The 19,858-nt window shown below is 29.4% G+C and carries 17 protein-coding genes; 14 read left to right on the top strand and 3 right to left on the bottom strand.

The genetic code is table 11. From position 1 onward, the window contains the following. The first annotated feature begins 89 nt into the window (after nt 1-89). A complete protein-coding gene (locus BLS00_RS07655) occupies nt 90-2,477 on the top strand; it encodes a WD40 repeat domain-containing protein (RefSeq protein WP_091404458.1) in 2,388 nt (795 codons plus the stop codon). A gap of 40 nt (nt 2,478-2,517) precedes the next feature. On the opposite strand, the gene BLS00_RS07660 is transcribed toward BLS00_RS07655, so the two are convergent. Further along, nucleotides 2,518-3,075, bottom strand: a complete 558-nt coding sequence (locus tag BLS00_RS07660; protein ID WP_091404777.1) for a transglycosylase SLT domain-containing protein — start codon at nt 3,073-3,075, stop codon at nt 2,518-2,520. 54 nt (nt 3,076-3,129) lie between these two features. Then, nucleotides 3,130-4,578, bottom strand: coding sequence for an alpha-amylase family glycosyl hydrolase (locus BLS00_RS07665; RefSeq protein WP_091404459.1), 1,449 nt, complete (start codon nt 4,576-4,578; stop codon nt 3,130-3,132). Nucleotides 4,579-4,630: 52 nt separating this feature from the next. Here BLS00_RS07665 and BLS00_RS07670 point away from each other — a divergent pair, with 52 nt between their 5' ends. The 5 genes from BLS00_RS07670 (at nt 4,631) to BLS00_RS07690 (ending at nt 11,859) form a co-directional block, all read left to right on the top strand. After that, entirely contained in the window at nt 4,631-5,746 is a 1,116-nt protein-coding gene (locus BLS00_RS07670; RefSeq protein ID WP_091404461.1) for a hypothetical protein, read from the top strand. Between the two features lie 71 nt (nt 5,747-5,817). Next, on the top strand, nt 5,818-8,523 hold the full coding sequence (locus tag BLS00_RS07675) for a hypothetical protein (protein ID WP_091404463.1): 2,706 nt from the start codon (nt 5,818-5,820) through the stop codon (nt 8,521-8,523). Then, nucleotides 8,523-9,758 (top strand): hypothetical protein, encoded by a 1,236-nt coding sequence (locus BLS00_RS07680; RefSeq protein WP_176759868.1) that lies wholly within the window; start codon nt 8,523-8,525, stop codon nt 9,756-9,758. Before BLS00_RS07675 ends, BLS00_RS07680 begins: the two co-directional genes overlap by 1 nt. Nucleotides 9,759-9,832: 74 nt before the next feature. Further along, the gene (acpP, locus tag BLS00_RS07685; protein ID WP_091404468.1) at nt 9,833-10,090 is read left to right on the top strand and encodes an acyl carrier protein; all 258 of its coding nucleotides are present in this window, start codon (nt 9,833-9,835) and stop codon (nt 10,088-10,090) included. A 212-nt stretch (nt 10,091-10,302) separates the two neighbouring features. Then, nucleotides 10,303-11,859, top strand: coding sequence for a CTP synthase (locus BLS00_RS07690; protein ID WP_091404471.1), 1,557 nt, complete (start codon nt 10,303-10,305; stop codon nt 11,857-11,859). 31 nt (nt 11,860-11,890) lie between these two features. Here BLS00_RS07690 and rsmA read toward each other — a convergent pair whose 3' ends face one another. Further along, nucleotides 11,891-12,691 (bottom strand): 16S rRNA (adenine(1518)-N(6)/adenine(1519)-N(6))-dimethyltransferase RsmA, encoded by an 801-nt coding sequence (gene rsmA, locus BLS00_RS07695; RefSeq protein ID WP_091404473.1) that lies wholly within the window; start codon nt 12,689-12,691, stop codon nt 11,891-11,893. 380 nt (nt 12,692-13,071) lie between these two features. Here rsmA and BLS00_RS07700 point away from each other — a divergent pair, with 380 nt between their 5' ends. From BLS00_RS07700 to BLS00_RS07735, 8 genes are all read left to right on the top strand, one after another. After that, nucleotides 13,072-14,493, top strand: a complete 1,422-nt coding sequence (locus BLS00_RS07700) for a hypothetical protein (RefSeq protein WP_091404476.1) — start codon at nt 13,072-13,074, stop codon at nt 14,491-14,493. Nucleotides 14,494-14,533: 40 nt separating this feature from the next. Beyond that, on the top strand, nt 14,534-15,196 hold the full coding sequence (locus BLS00_RS07705) for a response regulator transcription factor (RefSeq protein WP_091404480.1): 663 nt from the start codon (nt 14,534-14,536) through the stop codon (nt 15,194-15,196). Then, the gene (locus tag BLS00_RS07710) at nt 15,171-16,514 is read left to right on the top strand and encodes a sensor histidine kinase (protein ID WP_091404483.1); all 1,344 of its coding nucleotides are present in this window, start codon (nt 15,171-15,173) and stop codon (nt 16,512-16,514) included. The genes BLS00_RS07705 and BLS00_RS07710 overlap by 26 nt, the downstream gene beginning before the upstream one ends. A gap of 104 nt (nt 16,515-16,618) precedes the next feature. Next, the gene (locus tag BLS00_RS07715; RefSeq protein ID WP_091404486.1) at nt 16,619-17,749 is read left to right on the top strand and encodes a cysteine desulfurase family protein; all 1,131 of its coding nucleotides are present in this window, start codon (nt 16,619-16,621) and stop codon (nt 17,747-17,749) included. A gap of 36 nt (nt 17,750-17,785) precedes the next feature. Continuing rightward, entirely contained in the window at nt 17,786-18,661 is an 876-nt protein-coding gene (locus tag BLS00_RS07720) for a YicC/YloC family endoribonuclease (protein ID WP_091404489.1), read from the top strand. Between the two features lie 25 nt (nt 18,662-18,686). Continuing rightward, nucleotides 18,687-18,980: a DUF370 domain-containing protein gene (locus BLS00_RS07725; protein WP_091404492.1), complete on the top strand. Its 294-nt coding sequence runs from the start codon at nt 18,687-18,689 to the stop codon at nt 18,978-18,980. Continuing rightward, nucleotides 18,977-19,606 carry a guanylate kinase gene (gene gmk / locus BLS00_RS07730; RefSeq protein ID WP_091404494.1) on the top strand — a complete coding sequence of 210 codons (630 nt, stop codon included), beginning with the start codon at nt 18,977-18,979 and terminating at the stop codon, nt 19,604-19,606. The genes BLS00_RS07725 and gmk overlap by 4 nt, the downstream gene beginning before the upstream one ends. 10 nt (nt 19,607-19,616) lie before the next feature. Beyond that, on the top strand, nt 19,617-19,853 hold the full coding sequence (locus BLS00_RS07735; protein WP_091404496.1) for a DNA-directed RNA polymerase subunit omega: 237 nt from the start codon (nt 19,617-19,619) through the stop codon (nt 19,851-19,853). The last annotated feature ends 5 nt before the right edge of the window (nt 19,854-19,858 follow it).

Raw genomic sequence — 19,858 nt, forward strand, 5'->3', positions numbered from 1 at the left:
TACATTAAAACGTAATAAAAAACAATAAGATTATATGCTTATGTATTATCTATGGTATAATATTATAGAAAAAGCAAGGAGTTATAAATATGAAAAAGTTTCTGTTTATTCTTATTGTTTTGCTTTTGAGTTCACTGTTTTTTACAAATGATATTTTTATATCTTCTTATTTTACTTCAAATATAACAGGACTTGAATTTAGTCCTGATAGTTCTATTGCTATTTTGAATAACAAAAATGATATTAGGATTTTTGATTCAAAAACATTTGAAATGCAAAAACATTTTAAAACTGAAAATAACAACGTTGTATCAGTTTGGTCTCCCGACAGAAAGTTTTTTATAACGGGAGATTCTGAAGGTAAAATAGAAGTTTTTAATTTGGAGAATGATATTTTTAGTTTTGATGTAAATTATGCTGATGAAAGTATAGTTGACGTAGATGTTTTTGAGAATTTAGTTGCTTTTGTTTCTTTAAACAGAGATGTATATATCTATAACCTTACAAAGAGAAAATTGAATTTCAAATATTCATTAGAAAATCTACCAACAGCTTTACATTTTGAAAATGATTATTTGTATGTGGGGGATAATAAAGGCAATTTAATAACCATAAATCATACAAATTACGATGTTTATAAAAATTCACCAAGTACAACACCAGTAAAAGATATCTTGAAGATCGAAAATGAATTATTTGTTTTTACTTTAGATGGGAAAATTTCAGTATTTAATGGAACAAGGCTTATAAATACCATATTAACTGGTAATTCAATTAACAAGGTAATTAAATCTCCAGATAATGACTATTTCGCAATTCTTTTTTCAAATAATGATTTAGTAGTGTATAATGTTTCAACAATGTTCAAGTCGTTAGAGTTAACAGAAACGAGTTTTAAAATTGTTGATATAGTTTGGACTAATGATTGGGGAAAAATGTTTGTTACCGATGGGACAGACATATATACTATTAGTATAACTAACGGTATTTTCAGAAAAGTATTCGAAAATAAAGGCAGCATACCTAAGAAGGTGTTCTGGAGAGAAGATAAAATAATATATTCAGATAGTTCTTCCAATATAGGAATTATAAATGCATCTACAGGTAGAATTGAAAAAATTTACAACATAAACTACAAATTCAACGATTTTTATTTAGATTATGATAATATTTTATATACCGTAGATAGCAATGGCATGTTGAAAGTCTTTGACCTTGAAAACAATAATTTGGTTTTATCAAAAAATATATCTGGATCTTCACTAACAAATATAGACGTATCAAAAAATGAAAAGTATATAGCTGTAGGGGGCTGGGATAACAACGTTTACCTTTTACAAAAAGATAATTTGAATATTTTAAAAACTTTTTCAGACGCCCATAGAAATTGGATAAAATCAATAGAGTTCAATGAATTTTCTACAATGTTAGCCGTAAGTGGGCTGGACAAAAATGTTTCTGTCACAAATCTCAACAATTTAGAGCAATTGAATGTTTTGAATAATTTTAACTATAATATATGGTCGATTGATTGGTCAAAAAGGTCTAATAACATAGTAACAGGTGGTTTTGAAGGTGTTTTAGAGATTTGGGATTCTGTCTTTAATTCAATAGTGGTTAGGTCTAATATATCTACTGCACCCATTAACGTAGTTAGGTGGAGCCCTGACGATTCGATTGTTTTATCTGGTACAAATGATGGAACCATATATTCTTGGGAATCTGAAGATTTAAGCCTTAATAGCAGTTTAAAAAGATCCGACAATGAGATAATAGATATAGCTTGGAATGATAATAGTAGATTTTTTACCTCGATAGATGATTCCAATTTTATTAGAATTTGGGATTTACAAGAGGGAAAAGTGTTGTCTTCTTTTATGATTTTTTCTGATGGAAGATATTTGTCTTTTAAAGATAATGGTGATTATATAACGAACATTCCAGATAATGAAACTGAAAAATATTATATAAGAAAATCCCCCTTGAGTTTATTTGAAACTTTGAACTATAAAAAAGTGGATAGATTGACTTTACAAGAGAACAATCCGCCTGTAATAAATTCTGTAAATAAATTTATTTACGATAAGAACAACAAGGGTATTAATATTAACGTTACAGACAACAAGGAGATCATGAATGTCAGGATAAATAATGAGATCTATAACATTAATGAAAATTTTGTGAATATTAATTACAATATAGATATAGAAAAACTTGAGGATAATTCTATTACCATAGTTGCTATAGATGACGCAGGAAATTCAGTTAAAAAAGATATTGAAATTAGCTTTGAAAATATTATTTTGACTGTGATATCAAATCAAGCGCCTATTAGAGATGAAAAGGGTAAGCTGTTGGGAGTTATTTCAAGAGGGATAAAAGTACAATTAATTGGGGTAAAGGGAGATTCTTACCATATAAAATATAAAGATAAAACAGGATATATACAAAAACCATTTTTATATAACGCAGAATAAAAAAATAGAAGACTTAATCAGTCTTCTATTTTTTAAAAATTTAAATTGTGGGGTATTTAATATTAATTGAGTTAATTTTGAATATAACTTTTTTTGCATAGTATTCGTTGCCACCGCCGTTGTACCAGCCAATAGCAGTAAAGAGATCACCTTCATGTATTTCCATCAAATAATTGAGATATGCCGTTCCAACTAAAATATTATACATGGGGTCAGTTAATAATCTTTTTTCAATCCAATCAGTACTCTTTTCGGTGTAACCTAATTTTTCAAAAATTTCAGGGTATTTGTCAATCATGTATTTAGCTGTTGTAGGTTTTAACTGCATGTACCCAACTTCCCCGTAACTTCCTATAAGATTTCTAAAGTTTGTTTCTGTGTCTATTATTGCAGCTATCAGCAAAGGCGAAATTTCAAATTGCTTAGAAGCTTCAATGATTCCATTTACTATTTGCTGCTTTCTTTCGTTTGACATGGGCTTACCTGCTGCCAAGTAGTATTGTTGTTCAACAAAATCCATTAAAAATGTTTTGTATTTTAAATCAATTTTTGAGTCGTTTTCATCTATTAGCGTAAGTGGGTTTAACGATAATACCATTGAACTAACAATAATACTCAGAGCGATAATTATGAATTTTTTCAAAATATCACCTCACTCTTTAAGTATCAAAGTAGTAAAACCATTTATTTCAATTAAGTCAGATTTTTCTCTATATATACCATAGCATTTAATTATTTTATTTTTATTAACATTCAATAAAGATTTGGAAGATTTAAAATTATAAATGGCAATAATCGAGTGAGAATCCTTATTAATCTTTATTTTGACTATGCTCTCGTTTTGGCTGATAATAGATATGCTCGCATCATCAATCCAATTGTTTTCTTTTCTAAAACTTATTAATGATTTAATGTGGTTAAACATAGAGTTGGAGTCGTTTTTTTGATGTTCATAAGAAACTTTGCTGTATGGTGGATTGAATTTATAGCCTTTCCATTCAGTTTGCCCCGGGCCAAACCCTATTTCATACCATTGGAATGGCTCTTGACTATCTTCTGTATAGTTAACACTAACCAGTTCTCCCCTTAACCCCAACTCTTCACCATAAAATATAAAAGGTTTTCCAGGTAGAGTGAATAATATAGAATATGCGAATTTGGTTTTGTCTTCATTTTCTTCGTATTCGCTTATAAGTCTTTGCATGTCATGGTTGGTCAAGAAGTTCCCCGATTTAGTTTCAACATCATTTTCTTTGTCTATATATTTTGAAAAATTGTTTTTTAAAGATTTAACAAATTTCTTCGTGTCTTCTTTTTTAATGCTGTCTTTCATATCTCCAGATAGTGGGAAGTTAAACCCTATATCGAAAACACCTTCATATTTTTCAACAATTTTTTGGTCATCCCATACTTCGCTGACTATTATTGCATCTTCTTTAACGGAATAAACATAATCAAGCATTTCTTTCCAAAAATTAATGTTTTTATCATGTTGGTATTTGAAAACCATTTTTTTTGCATCATAATCAAAAATATGTTTTGCTGCATCCAATCTAAATCCATCAAATCCAGCATCTAACCAAAATTTAAAAACTTTTTTCATTTCTTCCCATAATTCTTTGTTTTCAAAATTCAAATCAGGGCTACCAGGTCCAAATAAACCATAAAAATATTTGTCTCCAATTTCATGCCAAATGTAATCGTCACCCCAGTGCCTTTTTTCAGAAAGATTTGTTTTTTCATTAGCCCATGTAAACCAATTTTTATAAGGCTCTTTATCTTCTAAGGCTTTTTGAAACCATTCAGAGTTTACAGCCACATGATTAATTGGTAAATCCAATACGAATTTCAATCCCATTTCATGGCCTTTTCTCAATGCAGATTTCAAATCTTTTAGTTCCCCGTATACGGGATTAGTTTCATAAAAGCTTGAAATAGTATAGCCGTGAAAAGCTGGAGATTTCATGATAGGTAATAACCAAATGGTGTCAACACCAAGCTCTTTAAAATAATCCAACTTTTCTTCTAAACCTTTAAAATCCCCAATTCCATCTCCATTGCTATCATAAAAAGACCTAAGAAATAATTCATAAAATATCATTATTAATATCCTCCTTTACTGGTATAATAAACTTAAGGTGGTGAAACCATAAATGAAAAATGTAAACACAAAAAAGAATTTTTTCAGAATATTTTTGACCTTCAATATAATGGTAACTATAATAATAGCTATTATAATTATAACCTTTTTCTATTTTTTTCGAAGTAGCGTTGATATTTTTGATATAAATAACTATTCTAAACTTATAATATCAAATATATCTTTAAAATTAGATTCGATTATGAAAAATTATGTTAACACTTCTATATTCAAGGGGATCCCTTATGGCCCTATAATAAAAATGGAGGGTAATCATATAGAGAACAAAACAAAAATACAAGGATTATTTTATGACATTAAAGCTCAAGAAGATACTATAACTGTAAATTATATTTACGAAGGTGTTCATTACACTCTCATTTTTGATAAGAAAAAATTGGTCGAGATTCTCTTAGAACAATATAATATAGATGAAGAATTTTTCTTTACAAATCAAAAAGGTAAATTCTTAGCCGGTAGTAGCTCTCTTTTTGAAGAGGTAAATCACGAAAGATTATCTATAAGAAATGAATTGGATCAATTTAAAAATAAGTATTTGTATTTCTATGAGTTCGATGAATATGGAATAAGTTTTTTTATGAAAAATTCCACAGTTTTTCAAAGGCTTATAATGAACAACATTCATATATTTATTATATTATTTTTAGGGATTATAATACTGTCCATTCCTATGAGTTTAATGCTTTCATCTTATTTTAGGAAAAAGCTTTCAAAAAGTTCTGTTTCTTTGATTAAGGGAATAGCAGATGATGATCTGGATCAAGTAGAAGAAAGTGATATTGAGGAATATAGATATTACATTAGAGAAATTAAGGATATTATAAAAAGAAAGATAGAAAATCAAGAAAGTTTGGAACAATCGCTTGGAGAAATGGGGTATCTATACGAAATAGCTTTAAGGCATAATTCTGTATTAGTGGAAATAATTGGTCTAATAAAAGAAATGCTGAAATACGATTTCGATGAAACCAAATTGAACAAAAAATTAAAATCTTTAGAAAGAAATAAAATAATAGAAAAAATTGATAGCGAATTCTATGTTGTTTTGAAGAAAGATTTACTTGAAATAAACAATTATATAAAGAAATTTAAAAGTAATAAAGAATAATTATTAATATAAATTTATTGTTTTTTTGATATAATATTAATATTCAAATAAAAAATAAGGGGGTGTTTGAGGTGAAAAAAATAGTATTTTTTGCCTTAACGGTGATATTTTTAATTGCTTTCCTTTCTTCGTGTAACCTTCAAACTGTTAGAATTACAGGTACACCTAAATTAGAAGCTCCTCTCGGAGCAACTTCAATAGTTTTAAATGATTTTTTAGGTGATTTTGAAGATCAACTAGAAGAAAGTTTAAATGGCTTAACTAAAGTTAAAGATAAACCATTAACTTTTAGATTTGCAACAGATTTGGTTAATATTAGCATGTCTGATTTTTTCAGTGTAGATCAAATTGATTTTAACGATTTACAAGAAAATATATCTATTGGTTTTGACATACCTAATTTACCAAGTTTAGCTTCACAAAGTATAACATTACCAACAATAAATCCATCAAGTTCAAATGTGGATTATACAGTAAACGATCTAGATGTTCCTTCTGGCGTAGATATTACTGAAACTTTATCTTTAAGTGTTGATGTCCCAAATACAGGAGGATCAGAACAAACAATTGATAGTGCAAGCTTAGCCCAGACAATAAGTGCTTCAGGCTTTGATAGTATAACTCTTTCTCAAGGAACTTTTGATGTTAATGTAGGGATGTCAGTACCTTTAAACACTGTTGAAATTAAACTGAAAGTCTTGAATACTTCAGATGAGATTATAGCAGAATCTGCATACGTTGATATTTCTGATGGTAATACTCATAGCTTAAGTATTGATTTAACTAATAAAACACTTTCATCAACTTTTAATTTACAACCAGTTTTCAGAGTAAATACCACCACTGGTTCTCCATCTACTTCAGAAGATATTACCATAGATATATTAGGTATTACAGGTGGAAAAATTAGTGCTGCAAGTGGAGTTGAGTTCGAAGAAACATTTAATAATTCAAACACAATAAACTTATCTTTAGACGCTGATGCATTTGCTACTGCAACCTTAAATGGTTCAATAGAATTTACTTTAACTCAGCCATCAGGTTGGCAAAATATTAGTGTTGTTAGCAATGTTGAACTAGCACAAAATGGCAACGTTCTAAAGTCTCAAACGTTGAATACATATCCGACTTCTATAGATCTTTCTGATATTGATATAGACACTAATAATATTGACGTAACTGTAAATTCAACGGTTACAGGAGCAAGCAATTCAGAATTTACTACTGGAACAGTATCTTTTGGAGTAACTCCTAATATTTCTGTTTCAAGTGTAAAAGATGCAAAAGTAAATTTAAATACATCTGCCTCAAAACCAGCTGATTTAAACAGAGTAGATTTTGCATCTGGAAAAATGATAATCAGTGCAACAGGTGTAGATTTCAAAGAAATAAATGGTTCTGTGGATTTTGGAACTAATGTTTATACTTTAACAATTAATGCAGATAACAATATAGAACTTGATTTATCTGGAAAAACTTTAGACGGAGATATCGAAGTCGTTATTAATACAGTTAGTCTTGATATGCCATCTAATAGTTCTTTTGATGTGGATGTAAACTTAGATAATGCATCATTTGGTTATATAGAATATTCAAAAACAGGATTAGAACAAAATTTTTCTCAAAATGTAGAAATTCCTGAAACAATTGGCAATTTGGTAAAACAAGTAGATTTGAATGCCGGAGAAATATTCATAGAATGGAATAACAATTTACCAATGACAATAAAATCATTTATAAATTCAGAAATGCTCGAAATTAATAAGAGTTTAGATTTTACTGAAGGAACAAGCAACGAAACAATAGATTTATCGGGAAAAACTTTAGATTTTGAAACATATAACACTATAGATATTACGGCAGAAGCTTCTCCAGTTGGGTACGACGGTAGTATATTAACTTTAACTCCAACAAATCCTATTGCTCCTGGAGATAGTTTAACTTTTGATGCAACTTTCACAGTAAGAGATTTGGGAATAGGCAAAATTACAATTGGAGCTACAACAATATCAAACGAATTATCTGAAACTCCAATAGATTTATCATCAAGTGATTTAGATTTCTTAAAAAACATTGAAATAACAACAATCCCAGCAACAATTAATTTTGATATGCAAGGCATAGATGATATTACTGCTTCGTTAACAGTATTAGCTACTTATACTTATGATGATAATGGAACTGCTAAAACTGAAACAAAATCAATATTTGGTAATATTTCAGAAAATTTTGTTGCTACAGACTTTGCAACTGTTATAAATAGAAAACCAAGTGATATGGTTTTTGGCTATAAAATAGAAACAGAAGAGGTAATTTTAGATGGGACTGATCAAAAAATAGGAATGTCATTTGAACTTGATTTTCCAATGAAATTCAATGTAACTCAAGACGCCACATTTATAGAAAACATAACTACCGAAGGTGATCTTTTGGGTAGAGATGCAGATAATAGAGAAATGATCAATGATTTGTTGGATCAGATCAAAACTTTGGATCTAAATTTAGATTTAAGTAATACAACGGGTTTAGATGTGGGAATCAATTTATATAATGGTTCGGAACTTATTGATACATTAACACTTTCTAATTCTTCAATATCACTAAACGATTTGATAACAGAAATTAAAAATAATGAACCATTTTCTCTTACAATTGAGCCATTCATTCCAGCAGGAGATTATGAGTTGGCAAATGGTGAGATAGCAATTAGTTTCTGGGCGTCATTGGATACAGAATTAGACATTCCAATAAACCTCAACAGTGGAGGTGATGAATGATGAAAAGATTAATTATAATATTTATTTTGACTATATTTAGTGTCATGATTTTTTCAGAATCTTTAACAGCCTGGGACAATCAATTCAATCCAGCTTTAATGGATTCAAAAAAAAGAGGTTTTATTGAGATAGGGGTTACTCCTGATATAATGTTTTTTCAAAATTTAGTTGATTCTAAATTTATATTAGATAATTATGATAAAGAAGAAATAGTTATAGATTTGGATCAATTTTATGGAGGATTAGAAGGAGAAGATTTAAAGCTATACACAGTAGATAATGCTAATGTTTATGGTTTGATTAACCTTTGGAATTTAGGCCTTGGGGTTTATTCAAATGTTGATTTAGAATTAAAATTAGATATACCAAATAGTTTGCTAAAGCTGTTGACTGAGGGGAATGAAATTGGTCAAACTTATACAGATAGCGGAGAAGTTGTTTTAGATAGTACTATAGAAGCGGGAGCTTATGGCTCTTTTTCATGGAAAGATGAAAACTTATTAGGAGTTAAAATAGGTGCTTTTTCACCAATAGCCATTTCTGATGAAGACGCTTTTTTTGAATATGGTTTATCTACAGACGAGACTGATAATTCAATTAATGGGAATGTAAAAGTCAGCGTTCCAGTTTATTCCAATTTCAGTGCAAACGAATTAGAAAATTTAGACACAGACTTGGTGATGAACAATTTGTTGAATAACAATGGGTTTAAAATTGATATAGGTTATATAAATGGATACGACGAAAATCCTAAATGGGGAATAGCAGTAAATAATATAACTTTAAAAAAGGCTAATTTAGCAAAATCTATAAATCTTGAAGCGGAATATACTGTAGAAGCATCAAATATAGTTTTTGAGCAGTCTTTTGAAACAAGTGAAAATTTTGAGTTTGTTGATAATGCAAGTGTAAACAAAGAATATTCAATGCCCTTAGGTATATCTGGATTTTACAAATTTACATATATTTTTGATTGGATCCCTTTTGTAGAATGGTATCCTATAACCTCAGAATTCAACTTTGGAATAAATGCAAAAAGTAATATTTTCAATATAATTCCATATTCTTTCAGTCTTGAAAGATATTCAGATTTGTGGAAAGCTGGTTTTAGTTTAGGACTCAATGCTTATTTAGTTGAAACAAGATTTAATATATCTTTAACCAACTATGAATTGTCAAATATTTTTGATTTAAAAGGTATTTCAGCAAAAATTAACTTAGCTGTTGGTTTTTAACTTGACAAGGCCTCCTTTAGTTATTATAATTAAAAAGAATTTTTATAAATTTGTTTTTTCCGGGAGGTTATAAAATGACAAGGGAAGATTTGTTCGAAAAAGTAAAAGAAATAATTTCTGAAACTTTAAGTGTTGACGAAGAAGATGTAACTATAGATGCTTCTTTCACAGATGACTTGGATGCAGATTCATTAGAGTTAGTCGACTTAACTATGGCATTCGAATCAGAATTGGGAATTACGATTGAAGACGAAGAAGTCGAAAGTATTAAAACTGTAGAAGATGCAGTAAATTCAATTGCTGACAAACTAAATATTGATGATGAAGATTAACCCATAAAAGAGGGAGCATTTGCTCCCTCTTTTTTAATGGTTTTTTGAAATCAGAGATTTCTGTTGTTTGATGCTGGTTGTTAGTTGTTAGAAAAAATATTAAAAGTAAAAAAAGTATTTAACCAAAAACAAACAACTAAAATGCAGCTTTTTTCTTCCATTTTCCAACAAAAATTGTTTAACTAAGACATTAATAGGTAAAGGAGGATGACATGGCCAAGAAGTATATCATCGTAACAGGTGGAGTTTTAAGTGGTATTGGAAAAGGGGTTGTATCTGCTTCTATGGGAAGGCTCATGAAAGAATCTGGTATCAAAATAAATTCTTTAAAAATCGATCCTTATTTGAATGTGGATGCAGGGACTATGAATCCAAATCAACATGGAGAAGTGTTTGTGACCGATGATGGTTATGAAGCGGATCTTGATTTGGGCCATTATGAAAGGTTTTTGGGTATTGATATGAAGAGAGAGAATAACTTGACTGCTGGTCAAGTTTTTAGCTCTGTAATCAGCAAAGAAAGAGACGGTAAATTTTTAGGTGGAACAGTTCAAATGGTCCCACACGTGACCAATGAGATTAAAGAGAGAATAGAGAGTATTGATACAGAACTCTTGTTAATTGAAATTGGCGGAACAGTTGGAGACATTGAGGGAGAAATCTTTTTTGAAGCAATAAGACAACTATCCAATGAAAAAGGAAGAGAAAATTTCATGTTTGTTCACGTGACTTTTGTTCCCTTTTTGAGGGTTACTAATGAATTTAAAACAAAACCTACTCAACAATCTGTTCAACAATTGAGAAGAATTGGTATACATCCTGATATGATAGTTATAAGAACTGAGAAAGAAATTGACTATTCAAGTTTGGAAAAAGTTGCGTTATTTGGAGGAGTTAAAAACGAATACGTAGTTAACTTACCAGATTTAAGCAATATTTATGAAGTCCCTGAAGTATTGAATAAAATGAATATACAAGATTTGGTAGCGAAAAGGTTGGATTTGAAAATCCAAAACAACATAAAATGGTCATGCCCAAAAACTTTTAAAAACTTGAAGATAGCAATGATAGGAAAATATTTGGGTACTGATGATGCTTATAAAAGTATTTTGGAAAGTATATTTTTAACTGGGGTAAAGAAACCAGAAATAGTTGATTCTGAAATGCTGGAAGAATTAGACGATGAAGGATTAAAAAGTGTTTTAGGAAAATATGAAGGGATAATTATCCCTGGAGGATTTGGCAAAAGAGGAATTGAAGGAAAGATAAGAGCTCTGAAATACGCAAGAGAAAACAACGTTCCAACATTGGGAATTTGTCTGGGAATGCAGTTAATGGTTATTGAATATGCAAGACATGTTAAAAATTTAGAAGGTGCAAACTCGACAGAGTTTGATCCAGAAACAAAATATCCAATAATAGATATTATGGAAGAACAGAAAAAGATTTTGAAAATGGGCGGAACTATGAGGCTTGGAGCACAGAAAACAGAAGTTTTAAAAGGAACAAAGTTATACGAAATTTATAAAACAACGGAAATATATGAAAGGCATAGACATAGATATGAAGTAAACGATAAACAGTTTGGAGATATATTTGATCAAATGATTGTGTCTGCAAGAACTGAATTTGTCGAAGCAGTCGAAATGAAAGAGAATGATTTTTATATAGGGATTCAATACCATCCAGAACTGAAATCGAAAGTTGGTACACCAAATCCTTTGTTTTCAGCTTTTACGGAAGCTATTGAAAAAAGAAGAAAAAAATGAAAAATTATAAAAACACGGGAAAGCTTAATTTTTAGCTTTCCCGTGTTTTTTTATATAATTCTACATAATTTTCCACTGTTAGATCTTCTGGTCTGTTTTTTGGGTTTATGTTTAATTCAGATAAAACAGAGTCTGGATCTTTAGTTAATCTTTTTAGATTGTTTTTTATAGTCTTTCTTCGCATAGAAAAACATGTTTTTACAAACCTCATAAAGTCTTTACTGTCTAAATCGTATTTTTTATGTGGTTTGAATTCAATAACCAATGAATCTATTTTTGGGTTGGGAATAAAAGCACCTTTAGGTATTTCTAAAACACTTTTCACATCACAAAAATATTGGCTAAAAACCGTTAAAGGACTAAAATCTTTTTTGTCCATGCCCAAAATTCTTTCTCCAAACTCTTTTTGTACCATCAGATAAGCTCTTTGAAAATTCGGAGTTTCTAAGAATATTTTTTCTAATATTGGTGAAGATATGTTGTAAGGTATGTTTGCAATATAAATTGGTTTTTTATCGTCGTATTTAGATATATCAACAGATAAAAAATCTTCAAAGACAATTTCTATTTTTTCTTCATCGCTGAACCTATCTTCCAACAAATCTTTTAGTGTTTTATCTATTTCAAATGACACAAGGGAATTTGTTTTGCTTATAATTTCTTCTGAAAGCGTTCCAGCCCCCGTTCCGATTTCAATTATGAAATCATCTTTTTTTATATTCGCTTCTTCTACAATTCTTTTAGCTATAGTGTCTTCTGCTAAAAAGTTTTGTCCAAATCTTTTTTTTAATTTTATTTCATATTTTTTTAGCCAGTAGGACGTTTTTGCCATGCAGGCACCTCCTGCGATAATTAATTCTGTATATTTATTATTTTAAAAGTAATAAATAATACACTAATATAAGCAAATTTAATACAAATTGAAGTCACGAAATATACATAAATGTAACATGTGAATAATATAATAATAACTAAAGAAAGGAGGATTAGAGTGAAAAGGACGTTATTCTTCTGGTATTGGAATTTATTAGATCTCTGGTAATAATTATAACAGAAGTTGTGTAGAATAGTTAATGTTACCAATCAGTATACTATTAAACTTCTGAGAGCATAGTTCTAAAAATAGACATGGATTTCTATGATGGTTAGAAAAACATAACAAGAGAAAGAACATGAAATCATTTTAATTTAACAAAATCAGGAGTGAAAACTTTGAATAAAAAACTTTTTATTATATTATTTGTTTTGTTTACTTTTTCTATATTTGGAAACACCATAGCTTTTGATTTTATAGATGTGGACTTAAAAGATGCTTTAGACGATATAGCCTTTGCAGCAGATGTTCAAATAGTTTATTCAGAAAGTGTATCAGGAAAGGTGGATCTTTTAATAAACACAAATAATGTTGAAACAGCTTTGGAACTTATACTTTTTGGGAAACCTTTCTTTTTTGAAAAATATTCAGAAGATATATATTTTGTAGGTGATTACAGAGAAAGAACAAATTTAGCGAACTATCTTTTAGAACCCAATGTGGTAAAGCTTTCTAATATAAGTACCAACTCAATATCAGAATTGCTAAGTTTGTATCCTTATAGAGTCAAATTTTTAAAAGATTCTAATTTGGTAATCGTTTATGGAAAAGATGAAATTGCCACCAAGATAATAGAGATGATAAGAGATATCGACAACAACAGCTACACCAACAAAATATTAGCCGTTAATATAATAGAATTGTCAGAAGCTCAATGGAAAGTTAAAGAAGCTAACAACATAACGATAGATTTCATTGTTGGTAAGAATAATGGGACAAATTTTGAGTTTTTGAACTTTGAGCAAAATTTAAGATATAATTATTATAATGTCTTTAAAAATGAGAATGAAATGTCATTTGTGTTCTACGATAAAAAAGTAGATATATCAGTAGTAGAAAACGATGGAATTGATCTTAAACTTTTAATCGATGATTCTTTGATACTGGATTTAAATTTGAGTTATTCACAAATGAATACACCTATTTATTATTTTATGAATAATTCAAATAAATATTTCATGATAGTTTTGGGTGTTTACGAAAAGAGGGATTATACAAACTATTTTCAAGAAAAAAATAGCAATTCTATAGGCTTGGAGTATGAGTTCGATAAAGGGAATGATTACATAGGCCTCGATTTTATAACAAACGATTACAAATTAAATTTTAAATACGGTTTTTTTGACAAATATAAGTTTACTTTCACAGATGAGATAAGTAAAGATTTTTATTCAAATGTGGGAATTGACTATCACGATGATTTGTTGTACTTTTTACTGTCTTTTAAAGAATATCAGCATTTTGAAGAGATTATTTTGAATGGTGAAATAGGGTTGTTAAGCAATATAAGATTTGAAAGCAACAGTTTAAACCCTTCTTTTGATGGATTATTTTATGATATTTTTATTGGCTATGAAAATGATACAATTGAATTAGGAGCGGGTGCGGATATTTATTTTAATATTTCAAATATAAAAATAAATCCATATTCTGAATTAAAATTCAATTATGAATACGAAAAATTTGAATTAGTTGGAGAACTTTTATACATAATAAACGAAGGATTCAAGGTTAATACTAAGATTTTTTATAACTTTTAAAGCGCTCAAAGAGCGTTTTTTTATTGATGGAGGTGGAACTGTGTATAAAATTCTTATTGTAGAAGATGATAAATCAATTTCCAGACTGCTCGAGTTAGAACTTAGCCATGAAGGCTATGATACGAAAATTGCAAATGATGGAGATGAAGCCATAAAATTTTATGAGGATTTTAAGCCAGATGTTATATTATTAGATATAATGCTTCCTATTAGAGATGGTTTTGAAATTGCAGAGATAATACGTAATTATGATAAAGACATTGGTATAATTATGTTAACTGCAAAAGGAGAGTTAGAAAACCGTGTTGAAGGGTTAAAATATGCTGATGACTATATTGTAAAACCATTTGAAATTGAAGAAATATTTGCGAGGTTAGAAGCTCTTCTTAGGAGACTTAACAAAAGCAAAGACTATCTGACAGTAGATGGGATAAACATGTATTTGGACAGGATGCAAGTATACGTAAATGAAGATGAAATCCATTTAAGTCTCACAGAATTCAACATACTCAAAACACTAATGATCAACAAAAATATAGTTGTATCAAAAGAAAAAATCATGGAAGAAGTCTGGGGATATACAGAAGAAGAAAACAAAAATATTGTGGAAGTTTACATGAACTATTTAAGAAAAAAATTGGGCGAAGCGTCAAAATACATTAAGACAGTAAGAGGTGTTGGATACGTTATTCGAGAAGAATGAAAAGAAAAAATCTGCTGTTATTCAACAAACTTTTGTAATAACAATAACAACTTTTTTATTAACCTCAGTAGTTATATTATTATTGAGGTTTACAGTTATAGATATTTCTATGGATACTTATGGAAAAATGTTTATAAATGAAATTAGTCCAGAATATCTTGAAAAAAGTAAAAAAGCTCCTCGGAATAACGAAGAACTTTTTAACCAATTAATGGATGATACCGATATTTTTAGAAGGAGTCTTTTGTCAAACAAAATAGTTATAATTGATGGAACGGTAATGTCTGACCCATACAACATCATATATAATGGTTTTAAAATAGATAAATTACCTTATCTATATAAAGCTCAAGATAAATACTATATATTTGTAGGATTGGAAGTGTTTCAGAATAAACTTTTAATAGTTGGAAGTCCATCTTTAGAGTTTACAGCTTTAATAGAAACCTTTGATAAAGTAGCTATTGTTGCGATATTTTTGTTGTCACTTGTTTCTTTAGCAATCTCTTATATACTGGCTAGAAGGCTATTGAAACCTACTATAACCATATCAAGACAAATATCTCAAATTGATGCGAACTCTATTAACCAAAGAATTCCTGAGCAAAGCACTGTGGAATATCAAAACTTATCCAACAAATTGAACTCGATGCTTGAAAGAATAGAAGATGCATTTAACGCTCAAAAACAATTTGTTTCAGATGTGTCTCACGAGCTTAGAACCCCTTTGACCTCTATAAATGGGTTTGTTAAGATGCTAAAAAGATGGGGAACAAAAGATGAAAAAATTCTTACTGAATCAATTGAAAGTATCGAAAATTCAACTGAATATTTAAAAGATATGGTTGAAAAGTTGTTAATTTTAACTAAACCAAATTACGAGATAGAAAAGCAAAAACATAATGTTAAAAAGATAATAAAAGAAACATTGGAAATATTTCACAAAGAAGATGAAATATTCAATCTTGAAGGTGAAGATTTTTATATAAATACATCAGAAGAATATCTATCCATAATTTTAAAAGTGGTAATAGAAAATGCATTAAAATACAATTCAGAGGGAAAAAAAGTTGATATAAAATACGGTGAAGGAGAAATAAGCATAAGAGATTATGGTAATGGAATTAGTGAAGACGAGATAGACAAAATCTTTCAAAGGTTCTATAAAGGTGACAAAGCACGCAGTACAAAATCACATGGGTTAGGCTTGTCAATTGCCAAAAAATTAGCAGATAAATTAAACATAAGCATAAAAGTAGAAAACAAAGAAAAAGGAGTTCAATTCACTCTAAAATTCACTGATTACAAACTATCTTAATAATTTAATTAATTCAAGTTAATATAACTAATATAAAATTGAAGAAAGGTCGGATAACCGGCCTTTTTTTACTATTTTATTATTTTGTTTTAGGAGGCATAAAATTGATTTATTTAGACAACAATGCCACAACTATAATGTATGAAGAGGTTTTCAATGTTCTGAAAAAATACTCAATAGATGTGTACGCAAACCCAAATTCAATTCATGAGTTTGGGGTAAAAGCTGAGATTGCCTTGGAAGAAGCCCGGTTTAAAATTGCCAAATTGATGGGAGTTATGCCATACGAAATATATTTTACTTCTGGTGCCACAGAGTCTATTAATTGGGCGATAAAAGGGAGCGTCTTATCTAAACAAAATATAGGAAAGCACATCATTTCTTCAAAAGTAGAACATTCATCTACAATAAACACATTATCCTACTTAGAAAAACAAGGGTTTGAAATAGAATACGTAAAAACTGATAATTATGGAAAAATTGATTTGGAAGACTTGAAAAACAAGATAAGGCAAGATACAGTTTTGGTAACATTGATGGTTGCAAATAACGAACTTGGGACATTAAACCCTATAAAAAAAGTTTATAAAATCATAAAAGAAAAAAATGAAAAAACATTATTTCATTTAGATGCTGTTCAAGCAATAGGAAAAATAGATTTTAGGTTGAAAGACTTCAAGTGTGATATGGCTTCTTTTTCAGCACATAAATTTCACGGCCCAAAAGGGATAGGGTTTTTATATAAAAAAGATACAGCATTGATACATCCTTTGATAACAGGCGGATCTCAAGAGAGATCTCAAAGAGGTGGGACACAAAATGTTGCTTCTATAGTTGCTATGGCGAAAGCATTAGAAATTAGTTTTGAAGATCTTCCAAAAATGGAAAATATAAAAAACATGCGGGATAATTTAGCAGAACAAATGGAAAAGTTGGGAGCAAAAATTGTAACTCCGTTGGATAATTCAACACCAAATACCTTATCGGCTTTTTTTGAAGGACTTAGAGGTGATGTAATAGTTAACGCATTATCCGATGAAGAGATCTATATATCAACATCGGCTGCTTGTTCTTCTAAAGGTACTTCTGGAAGCAGGGTTTTAAAAGAACTGGGTTATTCTTCAAAAGCTTCAGAAGGGATGGTGAGGATTAGTCTTTCAGCTCTAACCACAGCCGATGAAGTACAAAGATTCATAAATATTCTCAAAAAAGTACTCGAATTTTTGAGATTTTGAAATTTTTAGTGTATAATTAAATTGGAGGAGATGTATATGAGAAGTATGACTGGTTACGGACGAATAGAGAAAATTATTGGCGATTATAATTATTCCGTTGAGATCAAAACCTTGAATGGAAAATATTCAAATGTCAAAATTTCATTAGCAAGTATTTTTTCATCATTAGAAATTGATATTCAAAATTTAATAAAATCAAAGCTAAATAGGGGAAATATAAGTGTATATATTGATATAAGATTTATGAACCCAGAAGATTTTGTAGATGTTGACCTTGGACTTGCAAAATCATACTCAACAGCTTTGGATAAAATAGCAAGTGAACTTCATCTTTCAGATGAGGTTAGTTTGGATGTTCTTACAAAATTCAGAGAAATAATTAAAATAAAAATAAAGGAAGAAAAACAGGAAGAAATCTGGGAAGGCTTAAAAAATGTATTAGAAGAAACAATTGAAAAGGTCATAGAATTTCAAAAACATGAAGGAGAAGACCTTAAAAGTATATTGTTATCCAACGTTGATGAACTTAAAGAAATGGTCAAAAAAATAGAAAATTTGAGTAATGATATGAAAGAGGAATTCAGAAAAAGGATCAAAGAAAATTTGGATGAAATATTAGATTCTGAAAAAATAAATGAAGATAGATTAGAGCTTGAAGTAGCCCTCCTTGCAGAAAAAGCAGATATTTCTGAGGAAATAGACAGATTAAAAAGTCATCTAAGTAGATTTACAAAAATAATTAATGACGAAAACGAAAGCAAGGGACAAAAGCTGGACTTTCTTTGCCAAGAACTACATAGGGAATTCAACACAATAGCTTCAAAATCAAAAATAACAGATATAACGAACTTATCAGTTGACGGGAGAGTAGTAGTAAATAAATTAAGAGAACAAGTACAAAATGTTCATTAAAATATAGCTTCTGGAGGTGTTATTAGTGTACGGTTTAATAAATATAGGTTTTGGTAATGTTGTGGTTGGTGATAGGGTTATAGCAATAGTAAATCCAGGTAGTCAACCATTAAAAAGGCTCAGAGATGTAGCAGAAACACAGGGAAAGCTATTAGAAGTTAATCATGGAAGAAAAACAAGAGCTTTTATAATAACTGACTCGGGACATGTAATTGCTTCTGCAATACAACCAGAAACAATAACAAATAGATTTTCTCAAAACTTCTATGATATAGAAAAATCATTGGAGAGAATTAGGAAAGAGGCTTTCAACGGATGACGGGAGGAGTTTTATATGTGGTAAGCGGTCCTTCCGGTGCTGGAAAATCCACAGTAATAAAAAAAGCTTTGGATAAAGTAGAAGGTTTTACTTTTTCAGTTTCATATACTACCAGGGAAAAGAGACCAGGTGAAATAGAAGGGGAAGACTACTTTTTTATATCCGAAGAAGAGTTTCATGAATTAAAAGAGCAAGGTGAATTTTTAGAATATGCTGAAGTTCATGGATATTACTATGGTACTTCAAAATCTTTTATCAAAGAAAAATTGGATGAAGGATTTAACATAGTTTTAGATGTAGACGTTCAAGGCTCATTAAATATAAAAAAAGAAATGCCATACGATTCTGTATTGATTTTTGTTGTTCCTCCATCTTACAAAGAACTTCAAAAAAGGTTGATGGGTAGAGGAACAGAAAATGAAAAGGATCTCAAAAAGAGGTTGGAAGATTCTAAGTGGGAAATACAGCGTATGGAAGAATTTGATTATCTTTTGGAGAACAACGATGTTCCCGAATCGGTAAACAGATTAATATCTATTATAATCGCTGAACAATTAAAAATATCAAGAATAAAAGATGGTCTTGAAGAAAAAGTAGATAAATTTTTTAAATACGATTTTTCATAGGGGTGAAAAGATGAGTACAGGTTTTAATTATGATATAATTATGGAAAAAATGCATCACAAGTATGCAGTGCCTATTATAGCAGCAAAAAGAGCTCAAGAAATAAAAAATGATAAAGACATGAAAGAACCAAATAAATATCATGCCAATAAAAACTACTTGGATGAAGCATTTGTAGACATTCAGAAAGGGAAAACAATTATAAGAGATGTAGACAAAATAGATGAAATTAAAACAAAGTTGAAGTGATTAGA

This window comes from Geotoga petraea (assembly GCF_900102615.1).
Taxonomy (GTDB): Bacteria; Thermotogota; Thermotogae; order Petrotogales; family Petrotogaceae; genus Geotoga; species Geotoga petraea.

What these genes read in the sequence shown, in the direction of transcription:
- BLS00_RS07655 (WP_091404458.1), top strand. Translation starts at nt 90, where the DNA reads ATGAAAAAGTTTCTGTTTATTCTTATTGTTTTGCTTTTGAGTTCACTG.
- BLS00_RS07665 (WP_091404459.1), bottom strand. Translation starts at nt 4,578, where the DNA reads ATGATATTTTATGAATTATTTCTTAGGTCTTTTTATGATAGCAATGGA.
- BLS00_RS07690 (WP_091404471.1), top strand. Translation starts at nt 10,303, where the DNA reads ATGGCCAAGAAGTATATCATCGTAACAGGTGGAGTTTTAAGTGGTATT.
- BLS00_RS07720 (WP_091404489.1), top strand. Translation starts at nt 17,786, where the DNA reads ATGAGAAGTATGACTGGTTACGGACGAATAGAGAAAATTATTGGCGAT.
- BLS00_RS07660 (WP_091404777.1), bottom strand. Translation starts at nt 3,075, where the DNA reads ATGGTATTATCGTTAAACCCACTTACGCTAATAGATGAAAACGACTCA.
- BLS00_RS07735 (WP_091404496.1), top strand. Translation starts at nt 19,617, where the DNA reads ATGAGTACAGGTTTTAATTATGATATAATTATGGAAAAAATGCATCAC.
- gmk (WP_091404494.1), top strand. Translation starts at nt 18,977, where the DNA reads ATGACGGGAGGAGTTTTATATGTGGTAAGCGGTCCTTCCGGTGCTGGA.
- rsmA (WP_091404473.1), bottom strand. Translation starts at nt 12,691, where the DNA reads ATGGCAAAAACGTCCTACTGGCTAAAAAAATATGAAATAAAATTAAAA.
- acpP (WP_091404468.1), top strand. Translation starts at nt 9,833, where the DNA reads ATGACAAGGGAAGATTTGTTCGAAAAAGTAAAAGAAATAATTTCTGAA.
- BLS00_RS07680 (WP_176759868.1), top strand. Translation starts at nt 8,523, where the DNA reads ATGAAAAGATTAATTATAATATTTATTTTGACTATATTTAGTGTCATG.
- BLS00_RS07670 (WP_091404461.1), top strand. Translation starts at nt 4,631, where the DNA reads ATGAAAAATGTAAACACAAAAAAGAATTTTTTCAGAATATTTTTGACC.